This is a genomic window from Curtobacterium sp. SL109 (assembly GCF_026672405.1).
Classification (GTDB): Bacteria; Actinomycetota; Actinomycetes; order Actinomycetales; family Microbacteriaceae; genus Curtobacterium.
The window spans coordinates 1,851,821-1,870,895 of the sequence record NZ_JAPPRB010000002.1; the positions used below are offsets into that span (position 1 = coordinate 1,851,821).

General features: G+C 71.9%; 17 protein-coding genes and 1 tRNA gene. 9 read left to right on the forward strand and 9 right to left on the reverse strand.

Going from position 1 to position 19,075, the window contains the following annotated elements; genetic code table 11:
* Positions 1–99: 99 nt before the first annotated feature.
* A complete protein-coding gene (locus tag OVA28_RS10295; RefSeq protein ID WP_268096860.1) occupies positions 100–519 on the forward strand; it encodes a hypothetical protein in 420 nt (139 codons plus the stop codon).
* Between the two features lie 122 nt (positions 520–641).
* On the forward strand, positions 642–980 hold the full coding sequence (locus tag OVA28_RS10300; protein WP_268096861.1) for a hypothetical protein: 339 nt from the start codon (positions 642–644) through the stop codon (positions 978–980).
* A gap of 337 nt (positions 981–1,317) precedes the next feature.
* Here the strand turns inward: OVA28_RS10300 and OVA28_RS10305 are convergent, their stop codons facing one another.
* Together OVA28_RS10305 and OVA28_RS10310 are read right to left on the reverse strand one after the other, a co-directional pair.
* The gene (locus OVA28_RS10305) at positions 1,318–3,531 is read right to left on the reverse strand and encodes a RecQ family ATP-dependent DNA helicase (RefSeq protein WP_268096862.1); all 2,214 of its coding nucleotides are present in this window, start codon (positions 3,529–3,531) and stop codon (positions 1,318–1,320) included.
* A gap of 110 nt (positions 3,532–3,641) precedes the next feature.
* Entirely contained in the window at positions 3,642–5,114 is a 1,473-nt protein-coding gene (locus OVA28_RS10310; protein ID WP_268096863.1) for a hypothetical protein, read from the reverse strand.
* 146 nt (positions 5,115–5,260) lie between these two features.
* On the opposite strand from OVA28_RS10310, the gene OVA28_RS10315 reads away from it, so the two are divergent.
* Positions 5,261–5,334 (forward strand) — tRNA-Pro (locus OVA28_RS10315).
* Between the two features lie 81 nt (positions 5,335–5,415).
* Here the strand turns inward: OVA28_RS10315 and OVA28_RS10320 are convergent.
* The gene (locus OVA28_RS10320; RefSeq protein ID WP_268096864.1) at positions 5,416–6,156 is read right to left on the reverse strand and encodes a Pr6Pr family membrane protein; all 741 of its coding nucleotides are present in this window, start codon (positions 6,154–6,156) and stop codon (positions 5,416–5,418) included.
* A gap of 138 nt (positions 6,157–6,294) precedes the next feature.
* On the opposite strand from OVA28_RS10320, the gene OVA28_RS10325 reads away from it, so the two are divergent.
* From OVA28_RS10325 to OVA28_RS10335, 3 genes are all read left to right on the forward strand, one after another.
* Positions 6,295–6,639 carry a YciI family protein gene (locus tag OVA28_RS10325; protein ID WP_268096865.1) on the forward strand — a complete coding sequence of 115 codons (345 nt, stop codon included), beginning with the start codon at positions 6,295–6,297 and terminating at the stop codon, positions 6,637–6,639.
* Positions 6,640–6,732: 93 nt separating this feature from the next.
* Positions 6,733–7,149, forward strand: coding sequence for a phage holin family protein (locus OVA28_RS10330; RefSeq protein WP_268096866.1), 417 nt, complete (start codon positions 6,733–6,735; stop codon positions 7,147–7,149).
* A gap of 104 nt (positions 7,150–7,253) precedes the next feature.
* A complete protein-coding gene (locus OVA28_RS10335; protein ID WP_268096867.1) occupies positions 7,254–7,385 on the forward strand; it encodes a hypothetical protein in 132 nt (43 codons plus the stop codon).
* Between the two features lie 128 nt (positions 7,386–7,513).
* Here the strand turns inward: OVA28_RS10335 and OVA28_RS10340 are convergent, their stop codons facing one another.
* Both OVA28_RS10340 and OVA28_RS10345 read right to left on the reverse strand, forming a co-directional pair.
* Entirely contained in the window at positions 7,514–9,994 is a 2,481-nt protein-coding gene (locus tag OVA28_RS10340; RefSeq protein WP_268096868.1) for an excinuclease ABC subunit UvrA, read from the reverse strand.
* A gap of 91 nt (positions 9,995–10,085) precedes the next feature.
* Positions 10,086–10,811, reverse strand: coding sequence for an alpha/beta fold hydrolase (locus OVA28_RS10345; protein ID WP_268096869.1), 726 nt, complete (start codon positions 10,809–10,811; stop codon positions 10,086–10,088).
* 83 nt (positions 10,812–10,894) lie between these two features.
* Here OVA28_RS10345 and OVA28_RS10350 point away from each other — a divergent pair, with 83 nt between their 5' ends.
* The 3 genes from OVA28_RS10350 to OVA28_RS10360 all read left to right on the forward strand — a co-directional run bounded on the left by OVA28_RS10350 (position 10,895) and on the right by OVA28_RS10360 (position 13,400).
* A complete protein-coding gene (locus OVA28_RS10350) occupies positions 10,895–11,593 on the forward strand; it encodes an SGNH/GDSL hydrolase family protein (RefSeq protein ID WP_268096870.1) in 699 nt (232 codons plus the stop codon).
* Between the two features lie 25 nt (positions 11,594–11,618).
* A complete protein-coding gene (locus tag OVA28_RS10355; RefSeq protein WP_268096871.1) occupies positions 11,619–12,284 on the forward strand; it encodes an SDR family NAD(P)-dependent oxidoreductase in 666 nt (221 codons plus the stop codon).
* Positions 12,285–12,362: 78 nt separating this feature from the next.
* On the forward strand, positions 12,363–13,400 hold the full coding sequence (locus OVA28_RS10360) for a hypothetical protein (protein ID WP_268096872.1): 1,038 nt from the start codon (positions 12,363–12,365) through the stop codon (positions 13,398–13,400).
* On the opposite strand, the gene OVA28_RS10365 is transcribed toward OVA28_RS10360, so the two are convergent.
* The 4 genes from OVA28_RS10365 to OVA28_RS10380 are packed head-to-tail and all read right to left on the reverse strand — an operon-like array spanning position 13,401 to position 19,052.
* Positions 13,401–15,380 carry a DUF6807 family protein gene (locus tag OVA28_RS10365; protein ID WP_268096873.1) on the reverse strand — a complete coding sequence of 660 codons (1,980 nt, stop codon included), beginning with the start codon at positions 15,378–15,380 and terminating at the stop codon, positions 13,401–13,403. It abuts the gene before it with no gap.
* Entirely contained in the window at positions 15,377–17,104 is a 1,728-nt protein-coding gene (locus tag OVA28_RS10370; RefSeq protein WP_268096874.1) for a hypothetical protein, read from the reverse strand. Before OVA28_RS10370 ends, OVA28_RS10365 begins: the two co-directional genes overlap by 4 nt.
* Complete coding sequence (locus OVA28_RS10375) at positions 17,104–18,081, reverse strand: carbohydrate ABC transporter permease (protein ID WP_268096875.1); 978 nt, start codon at positions 18,079–18,081, stop codon at positions 17,104–17,106. Before OVA28_RS10375 ends, OVA28_RS10370 begins: the two co-directional genes overlap by 1 nt.
* A complete protein-coding gene (locus OVA28_RS10380; RefSeq protein ID WP_268096876.1) occupies positions 18,078–19,052 on the reverse strand; it encodes a carbohydrate ABC transporter permease in 975 nt (324 codons plus the stop codon). The genes OVA28_RS10375 and OVA28_RS10380 overlap by 4 nt, the downstream gene beginning before the upstream one ends.
* Positions 19,053–19,075: the final 23 nt, after the last annotated feature.

Below are 19,075 nucleotides of genomic sequence, written 5' to 3' on the forward strand. Positions count from 1 at the left end.
CCGACGCCATCCGCGTCCGCTTCTGCCGGTGTCGGGGGGCAATCCCTCGCACAGGCTCGTCAGCAGCTGGCTTCCTGCGGATGCGTGACCAACGCGTCAGTGAAGGTGAACCAGACGCTCTCGGGTTTCAACACGCACCGACGCATCTGGTTCGAAGCGACGACGGACAGCACGTCACCGGACGAACAGCGGGACCTCGTCGAGTACCTCTTGTCTCTTGGCTGGTCGATCAACGACGTCCACGCCGACGAGGGAGTGAGCGTCCGTCTCCACACGTCGCCGCAGGTCGTCGTGGGAGGTCTGCTCGACTCGTCGTGGCCTGACGTCCAGTACCGACCGGCGCCGGAGAGTTTCAAGAGCGTGGTCGTGGTGAGTCGCCCCTCGCTCGAGCAGGAACTCGGAGCGTGGCCGGGCCCGCGACCCCGGGCCTTCCTCAGTGCCACGCGTGGAACCGCTCGACTTGAAGACGAATCCGCTGACGCGGTCCTGTCGCTGGAACGCGGGCTGGTGCGAGGTTGAAGACATCCATCCGGTGTGGAGTCGTTGCTGCAGTCCTCATGGTGAGCCTGACGGGGTTTTCGGGTACTGAGGGCGGACGGACGGTGCAACAAGCGACTGCAGCTGTGGAGTCGGTCCAGGGGGTGGCAGCTGCCGAGGTCGAGATACGGAACTACCGGTCTGGCTTCACGTCCACCTGGGGAGTCACCATTTCCTTCAGCCCTGGTGACGCTTTCTCCGAAGTCGACAAGAAGGCCCTGTTCGAACGGATGCTTCGAATCGGCTGGTCTGTGAACGAGAAGAAGATCGAAACTGGAGTCGCGATAGCCCTTGACGGCGATGATCAGGACATCAACCTCGTTCAGATCGCCGAAGACTCTGGTCTGTCCGGTGTTCGTCGTGCGGGGAACCTGACTTCTCGGTTCTCAGTCCCTTCGTCGGTTCTCCAGGATGAATTCGGGGATTGGCCGGCTCAGGGCTGACGAAGACCGCATCGTCAGCGGGACCCGGACCCGGACGCGGACGTCGGCAGGCACGGACGAGCCATTGGGTCCAAGCGTCCTGGATGCTCGTGATCGCGTCCAGGCCGCACCTGGAGTCGCGAGTGCGACGGTCGGATGGGCGACCAGGCTCGGGCGGGCCCAGACCGGCATGCAGTTCAACGTTCCAGCGCCGTCAGGCAACGATGTCCAAGCAGTCTTCGAAGACCTCGGGGTGTCGACGATTCCGTTTCGACCTCGGTGTTCTCGATCTTGTAGGCGTCCTCGGCGCCTGAACTCTGGGTCGCCGGATGCCGTTGCACGCTGTCGGAGGTGAGCGTCAGGCGACCGTGGCCAGCGCGAACGGCAGCACGGCAGAGGCCCCCGCACGGCGGAGTTCTCGCCCCGCAACGGTCATCGTCCAGCGGCTGTCGACGAGGTCGTCCACGAGCAGCACTGGCCCCTCGTGGGACTGCAGCGCCGCCCCGAGTTCCGGTCCGACGGTGAAGGTGTCCCACACGCCGCTCAGCCGGTAGGCACTGTTGGTCGCGCCGTCCCCACGTGGCACCCCGCCGTCGCGGTCGAGCGTCCCGAGGAACTCGAGCTTGCCGATCGACGACAGTGCCGCCGCGAGGGACGCGACGAGTTGGGGCCGGGAGCGCGAGGACATCGCGACGACCCCGGTCGGGCGGGTCTCCCACGGCCAGTCACGGAGGGCGCGGATGCAGCCGTCGAGCAGTTCGCGGGACACGGGTGCGTCTGGCACACCGGTGGCGAACAGGGCGCGGAGGGGACCGCCCCAGCCGAGGTCGGTCAGTCGTGCGACAGCACGCCCCGGGGCGACGACCTCGCCGGCGCCGAGCTTGCCGCGGACGGGGACGTCGAGCGCCGCCATTCCGGACGGCCACTGCGCCCGCGGTGCGATCTCGACCCCGACCTGGTCGAGCGCCGACGACGCCCCCTCTGCGGCAGCGCCGGGGACGTCGGCGGGGTACCAGACGCCCGCGCAGTTGTCGCAGCGCCCGCAGGGCTCCGCGGACGGGTCGTCGAGGTCCTGCTGCAGGAGCTGCATGCGGCACGCGTCAGTCGACTCGTAGTCGAGCATCGAGGAGGCCTCGGCGGCACGGGCAGCGGCGACGCGTGCGTAGCGGGCCTCGTCGTACTCCCACGGCTGCCCGGTCGACACCCACCCGCCGGTGACACGGCGGACGGCGCCGTCGACGTCGAGCACCTTGAGCAGGAGCTCGAGCGTGGAGCGCTTGATGTCGACGAGGCCCTCGAGCGCGACGGTCGACATCGCCGAGTCCGTGAAGAGGGCGTCGAGCACCGCAGTGGCACGCGACTGGGTCGGCATCGACGCGCTGGCGAAGTACTGCCAGATCTCGCGGTCCTCGCGCCCGGGCAGCAGGATCACGTCGGCGTTGTCCGTCGCACGGCCCGCACGACCGATCTGCTGGTAGTAGGCGACGGGGGAGGAGGGCGCTCCGACGTGCACGACGAACCCGAGGTCGGGCTTGTCGAAGCCCATCCCGAGCGCGCTCGTGGCGACGAGGGCCTTCAGCTCGTTGTTCTTGAGCTGCTGCTCGAGCTGTTCGCGTTCGTCGGTGTCGGTCCGGCCCGTGTAGGCCCGCACGGCGTGGCCGCTCTCACGCAGCAGCCGCGCGATGTCCTCGGCCGCGGAGACCGTCAGCGTGTAGATGATCCCGCTGCCGGGCAGGTCGCCGAGGTGTGCCAGGAGCCAGCCGAGCCGAGCGCGGGCATCGGGCAGCGTCAACACGCCGAGGCGCAGCGAGGCCCGGGCGAGGGAACCGCGGATGGTGAACACCGGGTCAGCCGGGCCGGCGGTGAGCTGCTCGGCGACGTCCTCCACCACGCGCTCGTTCGCGGTGGCGGTGGTGGCCAGCACGGGGACGCCGTGCGGCAGTGACCGGATGAGTTCCGCGAGCCGGCGGTAGTCGGGCCGGAAGTCGTGGCCCCAGTCGGAGATGCAGTGGGCCTCGTCCACGACGAGCATCCCCATCCGGGCGATGAGCGCCGGCATCTGCTCGTCACGGAACTTCGGGTTGTTCAGGCGTTCGGGGGAGACGAGGAGCACGTCGACCTCGTCCCGCGCCAGCTTCGCCTGGGTGTCGGACCACTCGTGCGCATTGGCCGAGTTGATCGACACCGCCCGGACACCGGCCCGCGCTGCGGCCGCGACCTGGTCCCGCATGAGTGCCAGCAGCGGCGACACGAGCACGGTCGGACCACCCCCGCGCCGGCGGAGCAGCAGGGTCGCGAGGAAGTAGACCGCCGACTTGCCCCACCCGGTGCGCTGCACGACGAGGGCGCGCTGGCGGTGCTCGACCAGGGCGGAGATGGCCTCCAGCTGCCCGGGGTGGAAGACCGCGTCGGGGCGACCGGTCAGGGCGAAGAGGGCCTCGCGAGCCTCTGTCGCGAGCTCGGCCGACGGCGGAGCCGTCGGCGCCGCTGCCACGCCCAGCGCGGACGCCGACGGGGCAGCCGTGGACGCAGACGGGACGGACGGTCCGGAGCCGAGCACAGGAGAGGACATGCCCCCATGCTGTCAGCACCGACCGACGGAACGCGCCCCGAGCCTCCTGGCTGTGGACAGACTGGAGGATGTGGAGAGCCGACCGGTCGGGAACGACCCGACCATCCTCGCTACTGGTAGGTGACGAGCGAGGGCGTCGGTGTGACCTGTGACATCGTCTCGGACGGCGACAGCATGGGTGTGTCCTCGTCGAAGAAGTTCTTCCAGCCCCAGTGGACGCCCTCGGGCGCGTCGACGTGGAGCGCCTTCCACGTCGCCTGCTTGTCCGGCTGCGATCCCTGGCCGTCGACGTGGACGAGCATGTCGAGCTCCGGGTGTGACTGCAGCGCCGAGCGGTCCTGGATCATGGACAGGCGGAACTGGTGCAGGACGAGGGCCTTCGGCGGCAGGTCCTCCGATCGGACCAGGTCGGCCAGCCACGCGGACACCGCGTTCACCTCGGCTGCGCTCACCGTCCCGATCTGTCGCAGCGGGACCTGGTCCGGTCCGAGTCGCCACTCCGGATCGAGCGCGAGCCACACCCCGGGTCGCTTCAGCAGCGACTCGTAGCGCTTCGCCTGTGACAGGAAGTCCGAGCGACCCGGCTGCAGGTCGATGACCACCGGCATGCCCGCGTCGTGCGCCGCGTCCACGTACGGTTCGAGCGTCGACACCGGCAGTTCGGTCGAGTAGTCGCCGTCGGCACCCGCGTCGCCGGCTGCGACCGTCGCGATCAGCTCGAACGCGGGGGACACGGGCTCGTTGCTGAGCCCGTCGTACGTCGTCGCGAGCTCCCGGACCCGCCGCACCGACGTCGTGGGGTCCTGCTCTCCGAGGACCCCGAGCACCGGAGCACCCGGAGCGCCGTACATCGCGACGTACCGGTGACCGTCGAACGGACGCTGGCCGCCGTGCGGCAGCTGCCAGCCGCTCTCGGCCGCCCGCACGGTCCACCGTGCGTCTCCGAGACCCGCGAACGCTGCACCGACCAGGACCGTCGACGAGTCCTCGTGGTCGTGCAGCGAACGGATCACGTCCGGCGCGGCGGCCGGATCGGTCACGCCCTCCGGCATCGTCACCACCGTCGCGCCCGCCGCCTCCGCGGTCCCGACCACCGCAGCGTCGTCCGCTGCGTCCGCCACCAGGACGGTCGCCGGCCGGGAGGCTCGGGGTGCGTCGGTCTCGTCCGTGTCCTCCGACGCGGACCGCTTGTCGACCGACGAGTCGATGTGCACGATGCCGACGGTCTGGTACCAGCGCGCGTCGAGACGCTCCAGCTCGTCCGCCACTGCTCGTCGCCGCTCGGCGTCCACGAGCAGCACCGGGACGTGGGCGCGGCGCGCAGCGCTCGCCGCCGTCCGGATCGACCGGGCGTCATCAGCGGGGGCGAGGACGGCGCCCGGCGCCGAGGCGAACAGCGCACGACTCGCCCGGAGCGCCCGTTCCGCCGGATCTCGCTGCGTCGCGACCGTGACCGTGTCGGCGGAGGCCGTGGTCAACGTCGCGGGAGTCTCGGACGGTGCTGTCCCGGTGCAACCGGCCGCCCCCAACAGGAGTCCTGCGGCTGCCAGCACGACGACGGAACGGGTGGATCGGGAACGCATCGGGCCACCCTAGGGGAGCCGCGCTGGACGGGTCGAACCGGGTGGCGCGGTGAGGGCTCGTCGTCCGCTATGCTTGTCGGGCTGCTCCGCGCTCGGTCGGGTGCGGGTGGCGGAGTCCCTCGGGACTTCGAGTTCTCCGGAACTCGCGGGCTGTGGCGCAGCTTGGTAGCGCACTTGACTGGGGGTCAAGGGGTCGCAGGTTCAAATCCTGTCAGCCCGACCGAACCGAAGAACAGTCGAGAGACTGCAGACATGGAGAAGGCCCCTCGACAGACGTCGAGGGGCCTTCTTCGTGCTCGTCTCAGCCGACGGACGACGGCGCCCGCTCTGCCCAGACCGGGCCGTCCACGGCGCTGCCCTCGGCAGGCGTACCCGGTGCCGGCCAGCGTGTGGTCCACACGAGCAGCAGCGACACGACGCAGAACGCCACGAAGAACGCGATGACGTAGACGGCGACGGTGAGGTACCCGTTCGCGAAGTGGTCTGGATCGAGGAAGAAGTAGGGGTAGTAGTGCCGTGCCGAGCTCGCCTGGTCACCGGTGAACGGGCCGCGGAGCATGGTCACCACCAGCCAGATGACCGGTGCGATGAGTGCCGTGCCGACGGTGGAGACTCGGACGCGGCGGCGGTCGGGGCCCAGCAACCAGTCGAGCAGCACGAGCGCCGGTGCGACGATGTGCAGGGAGGCGTCGGCCCAGGGGATCACCGCGGCCGGCGGCACGGTCCCGCGGAGCAGGAGGTTGTCACCGAGGGACGTCAGCACGACGGCGCTCGTCACGGTCAGGCGGGCGGTGACCCAGTGCGCGCTCGGCGTCCGCACACCGTGCCGCAGGAGCATCACCGCGCCGATCACGAAGACGGCCACGGCAGCCAGGTTCGAGTCCTCGGTGAAGAAGAGGAAGAAGTCGAGGACCTTCCCCGGGATGCCCCTGACACCGATCGTGTGCCAGAAGTGGATGCTCTGCAGGAGCTCCCCGGTGATGGCCGCGACGATCAGCGCAGCGGCGGCGATCCGGGCGGTGGCGACGACTCTGACGTGCATGCGCCGATGGTGACATCGCTGCGGGACGGCGTCGTCCGCGGTACCACCGAGACGACGTGTCACGACTGCAGATCCACCGTGCGGAGCGCGCCCGGGGCGAGGACGATTGGCAGCACCGCACTCAGGAGATGATGCGCCATGCAGTTCCTCGTCAACGTGATCGACGACGGCCAGGCCGAAGCCGCCGGCCGGACCCACTCCGCCACCGCCGCCGAAGCCGAGGCGGTCCAGGCCCTCAACGACCGATTGCAGTCGGACGGTCGCATCGTGTTCGCCGGCGGCCTCGCCGCCCCCGCCGACAGCGTCGTCGTCGACACCAGGAGCGGCGACGTCGTCACCACCGAGGGGCCGGTCGTCGACGCGGCCGAGTACGTCGCGGGGTTCTGGGTGCTCGACCTCCCGGACGTCGAGACGGCACGGGCGGTCGCTGCCGAGGCCTCCACCGCCTGCAACCGCATGATCGAGCTGCGCCCGCTGCTGTGAAGTGTCCGAGCAGCACCGGCCGCGCGTGACGATCATCGGAATCGTCGCGTCCTGTTCACGGGCGCAGCTTCCCGCGCCCGGACAGGAGACACCATGAGCACCACCGACCACGACGACACCACGACCAGCCGGCCGTCCTTCCGAGACACCGTCACCGCGGGCCTGGCGCAGAAGGCCCTCGAGCCGGTGCTCCGCGCCGTGCGGGACGAGATCGCCTCCGCTCGGCGGGAGATCAGCGAGCGTGCGACGAGCGCGAAGGCGGGGCTGCTGCTCACGGGCGTGGCGGTCGCGTTCGCGCTGACGACCCTCGTCGTGCTGGCCGGCTTCGTGGTCGCGCTCCTGGCGCTGGTGCTGCCGGTGTGGGCGGCCGCGGGCATCACGTTCGCCGTGTTCGCGATCGTGACGGCGGTCCTGCTGGTCCTCGGGCTGCGCGGCATCCGCCGTGGTGTGCCGCCGGTGCCGTCGGACACGATCCGTTCGGCGAAGGACCGCCTGACCGACCGGTCGTAGTCCGCCGGTGCCGTCGGACACGATCCGTTCGGCGAAGGACCGCCTGACCGACCGGTCGTAGCGCCGACAGGGTCGACATCGAGCTGACGAATCCGGTCGGCGACGTGCGGGTTCTGCCAACCGGATCCGTCACGCGTCATTTCGGGAACGTCGACCCCGGCGAGCAGCGGGTCGCTGCCTGGATCGGCGGCGTGTTCGGCCTCGTCGTCGCGATCGACGCGGGCGGGTCCTGGTGAGCGTCGGCTTCGCACTCCTGCTCTCGCCGTTCCTCGGCCTCGCCCTGAACACGTGAGCATGCGGACCCGTGCCCCCGCAGGCCTGCGCGCCTGCGCGCCTGCGCGCCTGCGCGCCTGACGCGACCCGGTCACATCCCGAGCTGCTCCCGGAGGTACGGGGCAGTCCGGCTTTCGGTGGACGCGGCGACCTCGCGCGGCGTCCCGACGGCGACGACCTTCCCGCCGGCGTCACCACCGGCAGGCCCCATGTCGATGACGTGGTCCGCCCCGGCGACGACGTCCATCGCGTGCTCGACGACGACGACGGTGTTGCCCGCGTCGGTGAGCCGGCCGAGCTGTGCCGCCAGGAGTTCGACGTCAGCCGGGTGCAGCCCCGTGGTGGGCTCGTCGAGCAGGTACAGCGTGTGCCCGGTCCGCGCCCGCTGGAGTTCGGTCGCGAGCTTGATGCGCTGCGCCTCGCCGCCGGAGAGCTCCGGCGCGGGCTGTCCGAGTCGGAGGTACCCGAGCCCGACCTCGCGCAGGGTCTCGAGCCCGCGGGCGGCGATCGGCAGGGGAGCGAGGAACGGTGCGGCCTCGTCGACGGTCATCGCCAGGACGTCGGCGATCGACGCGCCCTGCCAACGGACCTCCAGGGTCGACGCGGTGTATCGGCTGCCGTGGCACTCCGGGCACGGCGCCCAGCTGCCGGGCAGGAACAGGAGCTCGACGGAGACGGACCCCTCGCCCTGGCAGACCTCGCAACGGCCGCCGGCGACGTTGAACGAGAACCGTCCGGCGGTCCAACCTCGTGAACGGGCCTCGGGCGTCGCCGCGAACGCTGCGCGGACCGCGTCGAAGAGCCCCGTGTAGGTGGCGAGGTTCGAGCGGGGTGTCCGACCGATCGCCTTCTGGTCGACCACGACGACCCGGTCGACGAGCGGGTGGTCCGCGGCCACGCCGGGGAGCACCCCACCGACGAGCGAGGACTTGCCGGACCCGCTGACGCCGGTCACCGCGGTGAGGACCCCGAGCGGCAGGTCGACGTCGAGGTCCTGCAGGTTGTGCCGGCTCACCCCGCGCAACGACAGCGTGCCCACCGGCTCACGGACCGACGACCCACCACCAGCCGAACCAGAACGACCACCAGAACCACCAGAACCACCAGAACCACCAGCACCGCCAGAACCCGACCCGGTCCGCAGGTACCGCCGCGTCACCGACGCCTCGACCGACGCCAGCCCGTCCACCGGCCCGCTGTACAGCACGGTCCCGCCGCCGGCTCCCGCCCCGGGCCCGACGTCGACGATCCAGTCGGCCCGGCGCACGATGCTCATGTCGTGCTCGACCACGAACACGCTGTTGCCGCTCGCGCGCAGGTCCTCGAGCACCTCCATCAGCGACTCCGCATCCGCGGGGTGCAGCCCGGCGCTCGGCTCGTCGAGCACGTAGACGACCCCGAACAGCCCCGAGCGCAGCTGTGTCGCGATCCGCAGGCGCTGGGTCTCGCCGGGGGAGAGCGTCGGCGTCGAGCGGTCGAGCGCCAGGTACCCGAGCCCCAGCCCGGTCAGCACCTCGACCCGCGTGAGGAGGTCCGACGCGATGGCCACCGCGACCGAGGAGCGCTCGCCGGAGGACGCCTTCGACGTCGCCGCGGACGCGTCCGTGATCGCCGCGATGGGCCGCAGCACGTCCGCCAGGTCGGTCAGCGGCAGCCCGTTCAGCCCCGCGATGGAGTGTCCGCCGACGGTCACGGCCAGGGCGGCGCGGGTGAGCCCGGTCCCGTGGCAGAGCCCGCACGGCCCGGACTCGACGAATCGCAACACCTTGTTCCGCTGCGTCTCGCTCTGCGAGTCCGCCAGGGTGTGCAGCACGAACTGCCGCGCGCTCCAGAACCGTCCCTTGTAGGGCTTCGCCACGCGGTCGCGCTTGGGGTGCACCTCGACGACGGGCTGTTCCTCGGTGAACAGCAGCCAGTCGCGGTCCTCACGGCTCAGCTCGCGCCAGGGCCGCTCGATGTCGTACCCGAGCCCAGCGGTCACGTCGCGCAGGTTCTTCCCCTGCCAGGCACCGGGCCACGCGGTGATGGCGCCGTCCCGGATGCTGAGCGAGTCGTCGTGCACGGCGGAGGCCTCGGTCACCTCGTGCGCGGTGCCGAGCCCGTGGCAGCGCGGGCAGGCGCCGGCGACGGTGTTCGGCGAGAACGAGTCGGACTCCAGCCGGTCGGCTCCGTCCGGGTAGGTGCCCGCGCGGGAGAACAGCATCCGCATCGAGTTCGACAGGGTCGTCAGCGTCCCGACGGTGGACCGGGCGCTCGGGGCACCGCGACGCTGCTGCAGCGCCACGGCCGGCGGCAGCCCGGTGATCGAGTCCACGTGCGGCGTCGACCCCTGCGCGATGAGCCGGCGCGCGTACGGCGCGACGGACTCCAGGAAGCGCCGCTGCGCCTCCGCGAACACCGTCTCGAAGGCCAGCGACGACTTGCCCGACCCGGAGACGCCGGTGAACGCGACGATCCGGTCGCGCGGGACGTCCACGTCCACGTCACGCAGGTTGTTCTCGCGGGCACCGCGCACACGGATGAAGTCGTCGTGCCCGGGGGAGTCGGCAGGGGTGGTTCGCGAAGTGGGCATCCCCTCGAGACTAGGCGCGCGCCGTGGACGGGGTGACCACCGGCCGGGAGGCTCGTGGCGGCGCCGCCACGGGCCTCCCGTCCGGTGCGGCTCAGCCGAGCAGCGCCGTGAGCTGCTCCACGACCAGGTCCGGTCGGGTGATGAACGGGTGGTGCCCGGTGGGCAGCTCGACGTAGCGCGTCGCGCGCGCCGCGTGCTCGCGCTGCAGCGCGACGGAGGTGCTGCAGTCGTCGGTGCACACGATCGCGGTGGAGTCGACGCCCTGCCAGCCGGCCCGGGTCGTCGGGGTGACGAAGGCGGTGGCGGACTGCGCGGTGACGCGTTCCCAGGCGGCCCGCTGGGTGGCGGTGTCGGCGTCCTGCAGGAACCGGGCACCGAAGGAATAGGCGTCGTACCCGCTGACGCCGAGCGTGCCGTCACCACGGTCCGCGATCGTGACGGGATCCGACTCGCCGCTCATGATCCCGGCCTGGGCCTGCCCGACCGCGGGCAGGTACGACGACACGAGGACGAGGTTCCGGACGGCGGGGTGGTGTCCGGCCTCGGCGATGACGGTGCCGCCGTAGGAGTGCCCGACGACGATCGCGCCCGCGTCCGGGTCGACGCCGTCGAGCGCTCGGCGGAGTGCGGCGGCGTCCTCGACCAGACCGCCCTCGGGCGTGCCGGACTCGATCCCGCCGAACTCCGCTTCGCCGCAGGACGGCAGAGCGACTGCGCGGCTGCGGATGCCGGTGGTCTCGTGCAGCAGGTCGGCGGTGGGCTGCCACCACCAGGCGCCGTCGCGGACCAGGGCGCCGTGCACGAAGAGGAGTTCCATGCGCCGACGCTACGACCGGGTGTGACCCGATGCGGGCCGGTTCGCCCACGGCGTGATCAGCCCCGGCGATCTACGGTGGGGACATGAGCAGGTTCCGGACGGTCCTCGTCGCCGTCGCCCTCGGCGTGTGCATCCCGCTCGGCGCGGTCGGGGTGGCCGTCGCGGCACACCCGGCGCTCGGGAACGCGCAGCCGAGCCCGACGATCACCGGGCCCCGCGCCGGCACCTCGGTCGTGACGATCGGCGACTCGATCATGGCCGGCTACGGCCTCGACGACACGTCGACGGCCTGGCCGGCGCTCCTCGCCGAGGCGGACCACGTGCGCGTGACGAACCTCGGTTGCAGCAGCGGCGGGTTCCTCGCGGTGGGTGCCTGCGGGACCGACTTCGCCGGTCTCATCACCCAGGCGACGGCGGCCCACCCGTCGATCGTCATCGTGCAGTCGACGGACAACGACATCGGCCAGAGCGCCGCGTCGATCGAGACCGCCACCGGAGCGACCGTGCGGGCCCTGCACGCGGCGCTGCCGAAGGCGCAGATCGTCGGCATGAACACGCTCTGGGACCAGCCGGGTGCCGTGCCGGCCGAGGTCGCCCAGAGCACCGCGAGCCTCCGTCGGGCCGTCCGCGCCGTGCACGGCACCTTCGTCGACATCGGCCAGCCGCTCAAGGGCCACGCCGCACTGCTGCAGGACGACAGCGAGCACCCCACCATCGCCGGCCACCGCGTGCTGCTGAGGACCATCGTCAAGGACCTGCGGCGCGCCGGCATCCACCTCTGAGCCGGGAGCGGAGTTGACTGGCCGCATGACCACGATCGCCATCATCGGTGCCGGCCGGGGCCTCGGTCTCGCCGTCGCCCGCCGGTTCGCCCGCGAGGGCTTCGCCGTCGCCCTCGTCGCCCGCAACCAGGGCCGCGTCGAGGACCTCGCCGCCACGCTGCAGTCCGAGGGGCACACCGCCGCCGGGTACACCGCCGACGTCCGTGACGGCGACTCGATCCGCTCGGCCCTCGAACGGGCCAGCGCCGACCTCGGCCCGATCGAGGTGCTGCAGTACAGCCCGCTGCCGGCGAAGGAGTTCATGCGCCCGGTGCTCGAGACGACCGAGGCGGACCTCGTCGGGCCGATCGAGTTCTCGGTGTACGGCCCCGTCGCCGCCGCACGGCAGGTCATCCCCGGCATGCGGGCCATCGGCCACGGCACGCTCCTGTTCGTCAACGGCGGCAGTGCCGTGCGACCGGGCGCCCGGGTCACGGGCACCTCGGTCGGGTTCGCGGGGGAGAGCGCCTACGCCCAGCTCCTCCACGAAGCGCTCGCCGCGGAGTCCATCCACGTCGGGCAGATCATCATCCCGTTCGGCATCGACGACGGCGACCCGGCGCACTCCGCCGAGTCCCTGGCTGACCGCCTCTGGTCGATACACGCCGATCGCGGCGAGTTCCGCGTCTACGCGGAGGCCCTGCCGTCCTGAGCAGGGACACTGGCACGAGAACACCGCGGCACCCTCGCCGCGGGCCCGGAGCACCACCGTCCCCGCGAGGAGCAGACGATGTCCGAGCACCACTCCACTGACCAGACCACCGGACGGCGCGCCCGTCTGGCGTACCTCATCACCTCGTACGGCGACGGGGTCCAGCTCGAACGGCTCGTCCGGACGCTGCGCACCACGGACCCGGGCGCCGCGGTCGTGGTCCAGCACGACGAGACCCACCACCCCGTCCGCCGCGACCCGCTCGAGGCGCTCGGCGTCCACGTGCTCGTCAGCCCCGAACGGATCGAGTGGGGTGACCTCACGCTCGAGCGGGCCCGGTGGCGGCTGTTCGGCTGGGTGCTGGACCACCTCGACGTGGACTGGGTGATGCTGCTGTCCGAGCAGGACTACCCCACGGCCCCGGCGTCCGTCCTGCACGGGCGCCTGCTCGATGCGACGGCGGCGTCGAGCAACGCCATCATCGAGTCCTGGCCGATCGACGAGGTCCCCGACCCGGGCATCCGCGCCGAGGCCCAGCAGCGCTACCGCTTCCAGTACACGAAGCTGCCGTCCGTCGACCTCGAGCGTCGGCTCCCAGCGCCGCTCGTCCGGGCGGTCCGCGCCGTCCGGGGCATCGCGATCCACCGGCTCCGCGTGCACCGGATGCCGGTGCGGATCTACGGCGCGAACGACGGGCTCGGCGTGCCGGCGCGGGTCGGTGTCCGGGCGCTCCGCACGCCCTTCACCCGGGACGCCCCCTGCTGGTATGACAACAGCTGGTTCGCGATCGACCGGCGTGCGATGCGCGCCGTCGTCGACCGGGTGCGCTCCGATCCGGCCCTCGTGCGCTACTTCGAGCGCACCATGATCCCGGTCGAGGCCGTCACACCGACGGTGATCGGCAACCACCCCGACCTGCGGACGGAGCACGCGAGCCTGCACAGCATCCGCTGGTCCGACCCGACCTCCGGGCGTCCGGACGAGTACACGGTCGAGGACGTGGCCGCGTTGCTGGACTCGGGGCTGCCGTTCGCCCGCAAGTTCGGTCCGGACCCGCGGGTGCTCGACCTGCTCGACGAGCACCTGCTGGCGCAGACGGAGGAGCGGTCGGCGTAGTCAGTCTGGTCGCCGGGCGAGCAGCGCGACGGGGTCGTGACGGCCGTCCGCGACGACCGCCCGGAAGGCGCGGACCAGCGGGACGCCCGCGTGCACCGTCGCCGGGGTCGACCACGCCAGGGCCGACGCGATCGCGGGGTACTCGGCGACCCGGACGAACCACGGGTCGCGGTGTCCGAGCGCCTCGAGGGCGATCGTGACCGGTCGCCCCTCGACGTCGGCACGCCATGCCACCCACGGTGCGACGGAGCCGTGCACCCCGGACTCCCCGGTGGCCGTCGGGGTGCTGACCTCGACGTCGGTGCACGGTGGCAGGCGCCAGGTGAACCCGCCGTACCCGGCGCCGACGCGGCCGTTGCTGCCGGGTCCGCCCAGCAGGACGTCCGTGTCGCCCGGGGTGCTGAAGGACGAGGTCGTGCGGAGCTCCCAGGCGTCGGGGCCGAGTGACCGGGTCGACGTCGTCCGGTCCTCGTGCAGGCGCGGTCGGCCGTCGGGTCCCCGCCACCACGCCTCGATGGTGTGCGTGTGGCCCTCGACGGTCTCCCGCTCGACCGAGACCGTGCCGTGGTCGTCACGCCAGACGTAGCCCTCGCCGTGGACGTAGGTGCGACCGCCCCAGCAGTTCACGCCGCCGACGTCGGGGATCGCGGGGCCGACGCCGCAGTGCCAGTCGTGGTCGGGCGGGTGGTGGGCGCTGACGACGACCCCGGCGAGCGTCCGCACGGGGTGCAGGTACGGCCGGGGGACCGAGGTCGGGATGGTCCCGGCGCCGTCGAGCACGGTCGCGACCTCGGTCGTGGTGCCGTCGGCGGTCGGGACGAGGAAGCGGTGCAGCACGTCGTCGCGGGTGGCATGTGCCCAGGGAGCGCCGACCTCGGAGAACAGTGCCAGCTCCTCGGCGGCGCGCTCGACCAGCGACTCGACGTCCTGGACCACCGGGTGCCGCGCTGGCCCCTCGCCGAGCCAGGTGACGAAGGGGTGGTCGATCTGCACCGGCTCCGTCGCGCTGACGGCTTCGAGCACCTCGACGAACGCGCCCGTCGACACCGGGGGGACGAGCAGGTCGGCGCCGGTGCGGCGGTGGTCGAGGAGGTCCTCGAGCAGGTCGGTGCGGCCGTGGTGCTGCGCGGGTGCGTCGAGCAGCGTGACGTCGTCGAGCGTGTAGTCGAACCGCGCGCTGCCGTCGGCGCCGGTGACCTGCACGGACGGCACGGTCTCCTCGGCGGCGCACAGGGTCAGCGCAGCCGTGGCCTCGCGTCCTGCCGTCGTCGTCACACGGACCGTGGAGGTGTCGTCGCCCTCGATCGCGTTCGCCCGGTACAGCTCCACCTCGACGCGAGCGACGTCGGCGGCACGGCGGGCACCGACCACGGCCAGCGCGGTGGCGACGGCGTGGGCGAGGGGGTTCGTCACGACGCCGTCGAGCACGTCGACGCCGTGCAGCCGTCGACGGCCCGCCCAGGCGGACCGCTGCCAGTAGGCGTCGTCCCGGCGCCAGGTGCCGACGGCCGCCGCCGAGCGGACCGCGCCGACGACGTGGCCGTCCCGCAGGGCACCGAGTGCGTCGGACCCGAGGCTCTGGAACCCGACCTGGACGACGCGTCCGGTACGCCGCTCGGCGTCGAGCAGCTCGGCCAGGGCCTGCCGGGTCGTCACCGGTGGCTTCTCGAGGAGCACGTCCGCACCGGCCTCGAGCGCCGCCAGGGTCAGCGGGAGGTGTGCGGCGATGGGCGCGGCCACGACGACGACGTCGACGGGACCGTGCGCGTGGGCGGCGGCGAGGTCGGCCACCACGGGGACGCCGCCGTCGGTCGGGCCGTCGAGCGCCGGGTCGAGGACCGCGGTGAGCGTGCAGCGCCCGGCGGCGACGAGCCGGTCGACGTTCGCGCGGTGGTGCAGGCCGTACCCGCGGGCACCGACGAGCACGATGCCGGGCAGTGCCGCCTCCGTCGTGCCCGCGTCGGAGCCCGAGGGTGTCACGAGGACGTCCCGGGGGACCCGCCCGTGCCGATCGTGACCCGGGTCCGTCCTGGCGCCCGACCGGTCACGAAGACGTGCTCGCCGTCGGGGCGGTCGGTGCCGCCGAGGAAGGCGTAGTCCTGCCCCGGCGCGTAGAACGCCGGCTGCGCAGGCCCGGTCCCGTTGCCCGGTCCGACGGTGACGACGTCGTCGCCCACCCGGTAGCTGCCGGTCCCGCTGACGAGCACCCGGTTCCCCTCGACGTCCTGCTCCATGCCGGTGACGGTACCCCCGGTGCGGAAGGACAGCTGCAGCGCCCACGGCACGTCGGCGCCGTCCACGTCGAGGTCGAGCACGACGGCGTCGGGCAGGACGGTCACGTCGACGGTGGTCGTCAGCGTGACGGTGTCCACCGCCCGGTCGCCGAAGTCCATCGCCGCGGAGAACCGGCCCTCGTCGCGCAGGTCGTACGCCCCGTCCGGGCGCCGGAGTGCGGGCGTGAGGGGCTGGTGGTAGCCGGCCGCGACGGACTCGGTGAGCCGGAAGCGCAGGACGTCGTCGGCGTCGTCGGTGCCGGACGGCAGGGTCGTGAGGGTCGTCGGGCGGAAGGGCCCCAGGCCGAAGAACTCGCGGGACAGCCGCACGTCGGACAGGACGACGTCACCGGCGAGCACCCGGAGGAACGTCGGGCTGTTCGCCAGGCCGGAGCGGACGTGGCCCTGCGTCGGGACGTCCGAGCCGGCGAACAGGACGACGCTCCGGCGCGGTTCGCGGACGTGCACGAGTCGGGCGTCGGCGAAGTGGAGCACCTCGCGGGCCGGGGCGGCGGGGGCCTCCCGGTCGGGGAGCGGTCGACCGAGCAGCGGGTCCGTCATGGCCCGCGCGGCGACGGCACCCGGCTGCCACATGTCGAGCGTCACCGCACGCCGGGCGACAGCGGCGACGTCGGCGCGGTCGTCCTGTACGGCGACGTGCCAGAGCAGGGGTGCGAACGGGCCGATGCCGAACGGGCGGGACTGGTCCTGCCGGCGCGACTGCACGGTCTCGACGGTGTCGTCGGGCAGGAGCAGGGCGAGGACGGCGTCGATGCTCCGCCGGACCGGCTCGAGGAGCTCGGGCCGGTCGAGGACCTCGGCGAGCACCAGGAAGGACGGGCAGGAGACGGCGACGGCGTAGTTCGGGCTGCGCTCGGACCACAGCCCGTCGGCGTCGATGTCGGCGCCCTCGGCCAGCCACTCCTCGATCCGGGCGACGAGCGCCGGGTCCGGGTGCAGGCGGTGGACCCGGGCCAGGGCGGCCGAGATCTCCCAGCGGTGGTTCGGCGTGTGCACGCCGCCGGTGCGCAGGGCCGGGGCGGCGCGGAGCACGATCCGGTCGAGGTCCCCGGCGAGGGCACCGGCGACGCCCGAGACGTCGCGGACGGGGGCGAGCAGCTCGAGGGCGTCGCAGCAGTCGTTGACCGTGAACGCGGAGTCCGGCGGCGACAGGACGTTGTCCCCGCCGACGAACGTGCCGTGCTCCGACTGGCGGTCGGCGAGGTGCCGGACGTACCCGTGCGCGGTCGTGAGGTCGGTCTCGTCGGCCCGCGCCGGGCCTCCCGTCCGGACCCACGCGCCCACCAGCGTGAGCGCGCGTGCCATCAGTTCCCGGTGCTGCAGCGTCGCCGGGTCGTCGGTGCTGGACCGCAGGTCCCGGACCGCGGTGTCGGCAGCCGGGCCGAGGGCCTCGAGGAAGGTCGGTCCCATCAGTCCTTCAGTCCCGCGTTGAGGTCGGCGCCGTTCACGTACTTCTGGAACACCAGGTACAGGAGCAGCAGGGGCAGGATCGAGATGACCGAGGCACCGAGGAGCACGGTCCAGTTCACGTTCTCGGCCCCGACGATGCTCTGCAGGGCGATCTGGATCGTGAACTGGTGCGGGTCGTTCAGCACGAGCAGCGGCCAGATGTAGTCGTTCCAGCGCCACTGGAACGAGAAGATCGCCAGGGTCAGCATGATCGGGCGGGAGATCGGCAGCATGATGCGGACGAAGATGCCGAACTCGCTCGCGCCGTCGATCCGCGCGGCCTCGACGAGGTCGTCCGGCACCGTGAGGAAGAACTGGCGGAACATGAAGATGCCGGTCGCGGTGATCACCGACGGCACGATGATGCCGGCGAGCGAGTCGTACAGGCCGAGGTCGCGGATCACGATGAAGGTCGGGGCGAGGATGACCTCGGTGGGGAGCATCGTCGTCGCGAGGATGCAGACGAAGAACACCTTGAGCCACTTGTTGTCGTACTTGGCCAGGGCGTAGCCGGTGCAGGCGCTCGCCAGGACCGTCAGCACCGTCGTGACGAGGGCGACGATGATCGTGTTGCCGAAGTACCGGGCGAAGTCGAAGCTCGACCAGGCCTCGGTGAACCCGGACACCGACCACTGCTTCGGCAGCAGGGTCAGCGGGTAGGAGAACAGCTCGCTGCCCGGCTTGAAGGCGCTGAGGATGAACCAGAGCACCGGGAAGCCGAACGCGATGATGAAGACCCAGAGCAGGGCGGTCGCGGCGATCGCCTTGCCGCGCGGGGTGCGGGTCCGGCTGGGGCCACCGGAGCGGCCGCTGCGCTTGGTCACCTGGTCGGTGACGGCGGCGGCGGTGGTCGCGGCGGCGACGCCGGCGGGGCTCGTGGCAGCTCCGGTGGTCGCGGCCGCGCCCGCGGGCGTCGACGGGAGGGTCGTGTCGGTCATCGGCGTGACTCCGTCCGGCGGTTCATGGCGAGCTGGATCAGCGCGATGGCCATGAGGATCAGCATGAGGACCATCGACGCGGCGCTCGCGTAGCCGATGTGGGCGTTCTGGAACCCGTTCGTGTAGATGTACTGCACGAGCAGGTTGTTGTCGGTGCCCGGACCGCCGTTGTTGAGCGCCTGGATCGTGGCGAACTCCTTGAACGCCCCGAGCGAGGACAGCAGCACCACGATGAACGAGGTCGGCGCGATGCTCGGCAGCGTGATGTAGCGGAACTGGTGCCAGGCGCCGGCACCGTCGAGCGACGCGGCCTCGTAGTACGACTGCGGGACGTTGCGGATGGCGGCGACGAACAGCAGCATGTTGAACGCGGCGCCGGCCCACGCGGTGGCGAAGATCACCACGAGCAGGGACAGGTCGGCGTTCGACTGCCACGGCACGGCCTTGCCGCCGAGGGACTCGATGACGAAGTTCGCCAGGCCGAAGTTCTCGCCGAACATCCACCGCCAGATGACACCGGTGACGATGGGGGAGATCAGCCACGGGACGAAGAACACGATGCGGGCGACGCTCCGGCCCTTCGCGGCGGGGCTCGTGAGCATCAGGGCCATCGAGAGCGACAGCACGAAGCCGAGCGGGACGGCGACGACCGCGTAGATCAGGGTGCGGACCAGTGCGGCGTAGAAGGTGGAGTCGCCGAAGAGTTCGGTGTAGTTCTCCAGGCCGATGAACGTCGGGTCGCTCACGCCGTTGTAGTCGGTGAACGAGTAGCCGAGGCCGATGACGGCGGGCCACACGAAGAACACCACGAACAGCACGGCGTTTACGGCGACGAAGGCGATCGGTGCGAGGACCGGTCGGCTGACGCCGGAGCGGCGACGGCGTGGTCGGCCCGGCGTGCTCGACCGGGCTGGTCCGGGTGGGACGGCCGCGGTGGCGGTGACGTCACCCGCTGCGGTGCTGGTGCTCACGATGATCCTCTTCGTTCGTCGTG

What these genes read in the sequence shown, in the direction of transcription:
- OVA28_RS10305 (WP_268096862.1), bottom strand. Translation starts at nt 3,531, where the DNA reads ATGTCCTCTCCTGTGCTCGGCTCCGGACCGTCCGTCCCGTCTGCGTCC.
- OVA28_RS10310 (WP_268096863.1), bottom strand. Translation starts at nt 5,114, where the DNA reads ATGCGTTCCCGATCCACCCGTTCCGTCGTCGTGCTGGCAGCCGCAGGA.
- OVA28_RS10320 (WP_268096864.1), bottom strand. Translation starts at nt 6,156, where the DNA reads ATGCACGTCAGAGTCGTCGCCACCGCCCGGATCGCCGCCGCTGCGCTG.
- OVA28_RS10325 (WP_268096865.1), top strand. Translation starts at nt 6,295, where the DNA reads ATGCAGTTCCTCGTCAACGTGATCGACGACGGCCAGGCCGAAGCCGCC.
- OVA28_RS10330 (WP_268096866.1), top strand. Translation starts at nt 6,733, where the DNA reads ATGAGCACCACCGACCACGACGACACCACGACCAGCCGGCCGTCCTTC.
- OVA28_RS10340 (WP_268096868.1), bottom strand. Translation starts at nt 9,994, where the DNA reads ATGCCCACTTCGCGAACCACCCCTGCCGACTCCCCCGGGCACGACGAC.
- OVA28_RS10345 (WP_268096869.1), bottom strand. Translation starts at nt 10,811, where the DNA reads ATGGAACTCCTCTTCGTGCACGGCGCCCTGGTCCGCGACGGCGCCTGG.
- OVA28_RS10350 (WP_268096870.1), top strand. Translation starts at nt 10,895, where the DNA reads ATGAGCAGGTTCCGGACGGTCCTCGTCGCCGTCGCCCTCGGCGTGTGC.
- OVA28_RS10355 (WP_268096871.1), top strand. Translation starts at nt 11,619, where the DNA reads ATGACCACGATCGCCATCATCGGTGCCGGCCGGGGCCTCGGTCTCGCC.
- OVA28_RS10360 (WP_268096872.1), top strand. Translation starts at nt 12,363, where the DNA reads ATGTCCGAGCACCACTCCACTGACCAGACCACCGGACGGCGCGCCCGT.
- OVA28_RS10370 (WP_268096874.1), bottom strand. Translation starts at nt 17,104, where the DNA reads ATGGGACCGACCTTCCTCGAGGCCCTCGGCCCGGCTGCCGACACCGCG.
- OVA28_RS10375 (WP_268096875.1), bottom strand. Translation starts at nt 18,081, where the DNA reads ATGACCGACACGACCCTCCCGTCGACGCCCGCGGGCGCGGCCGCGACC.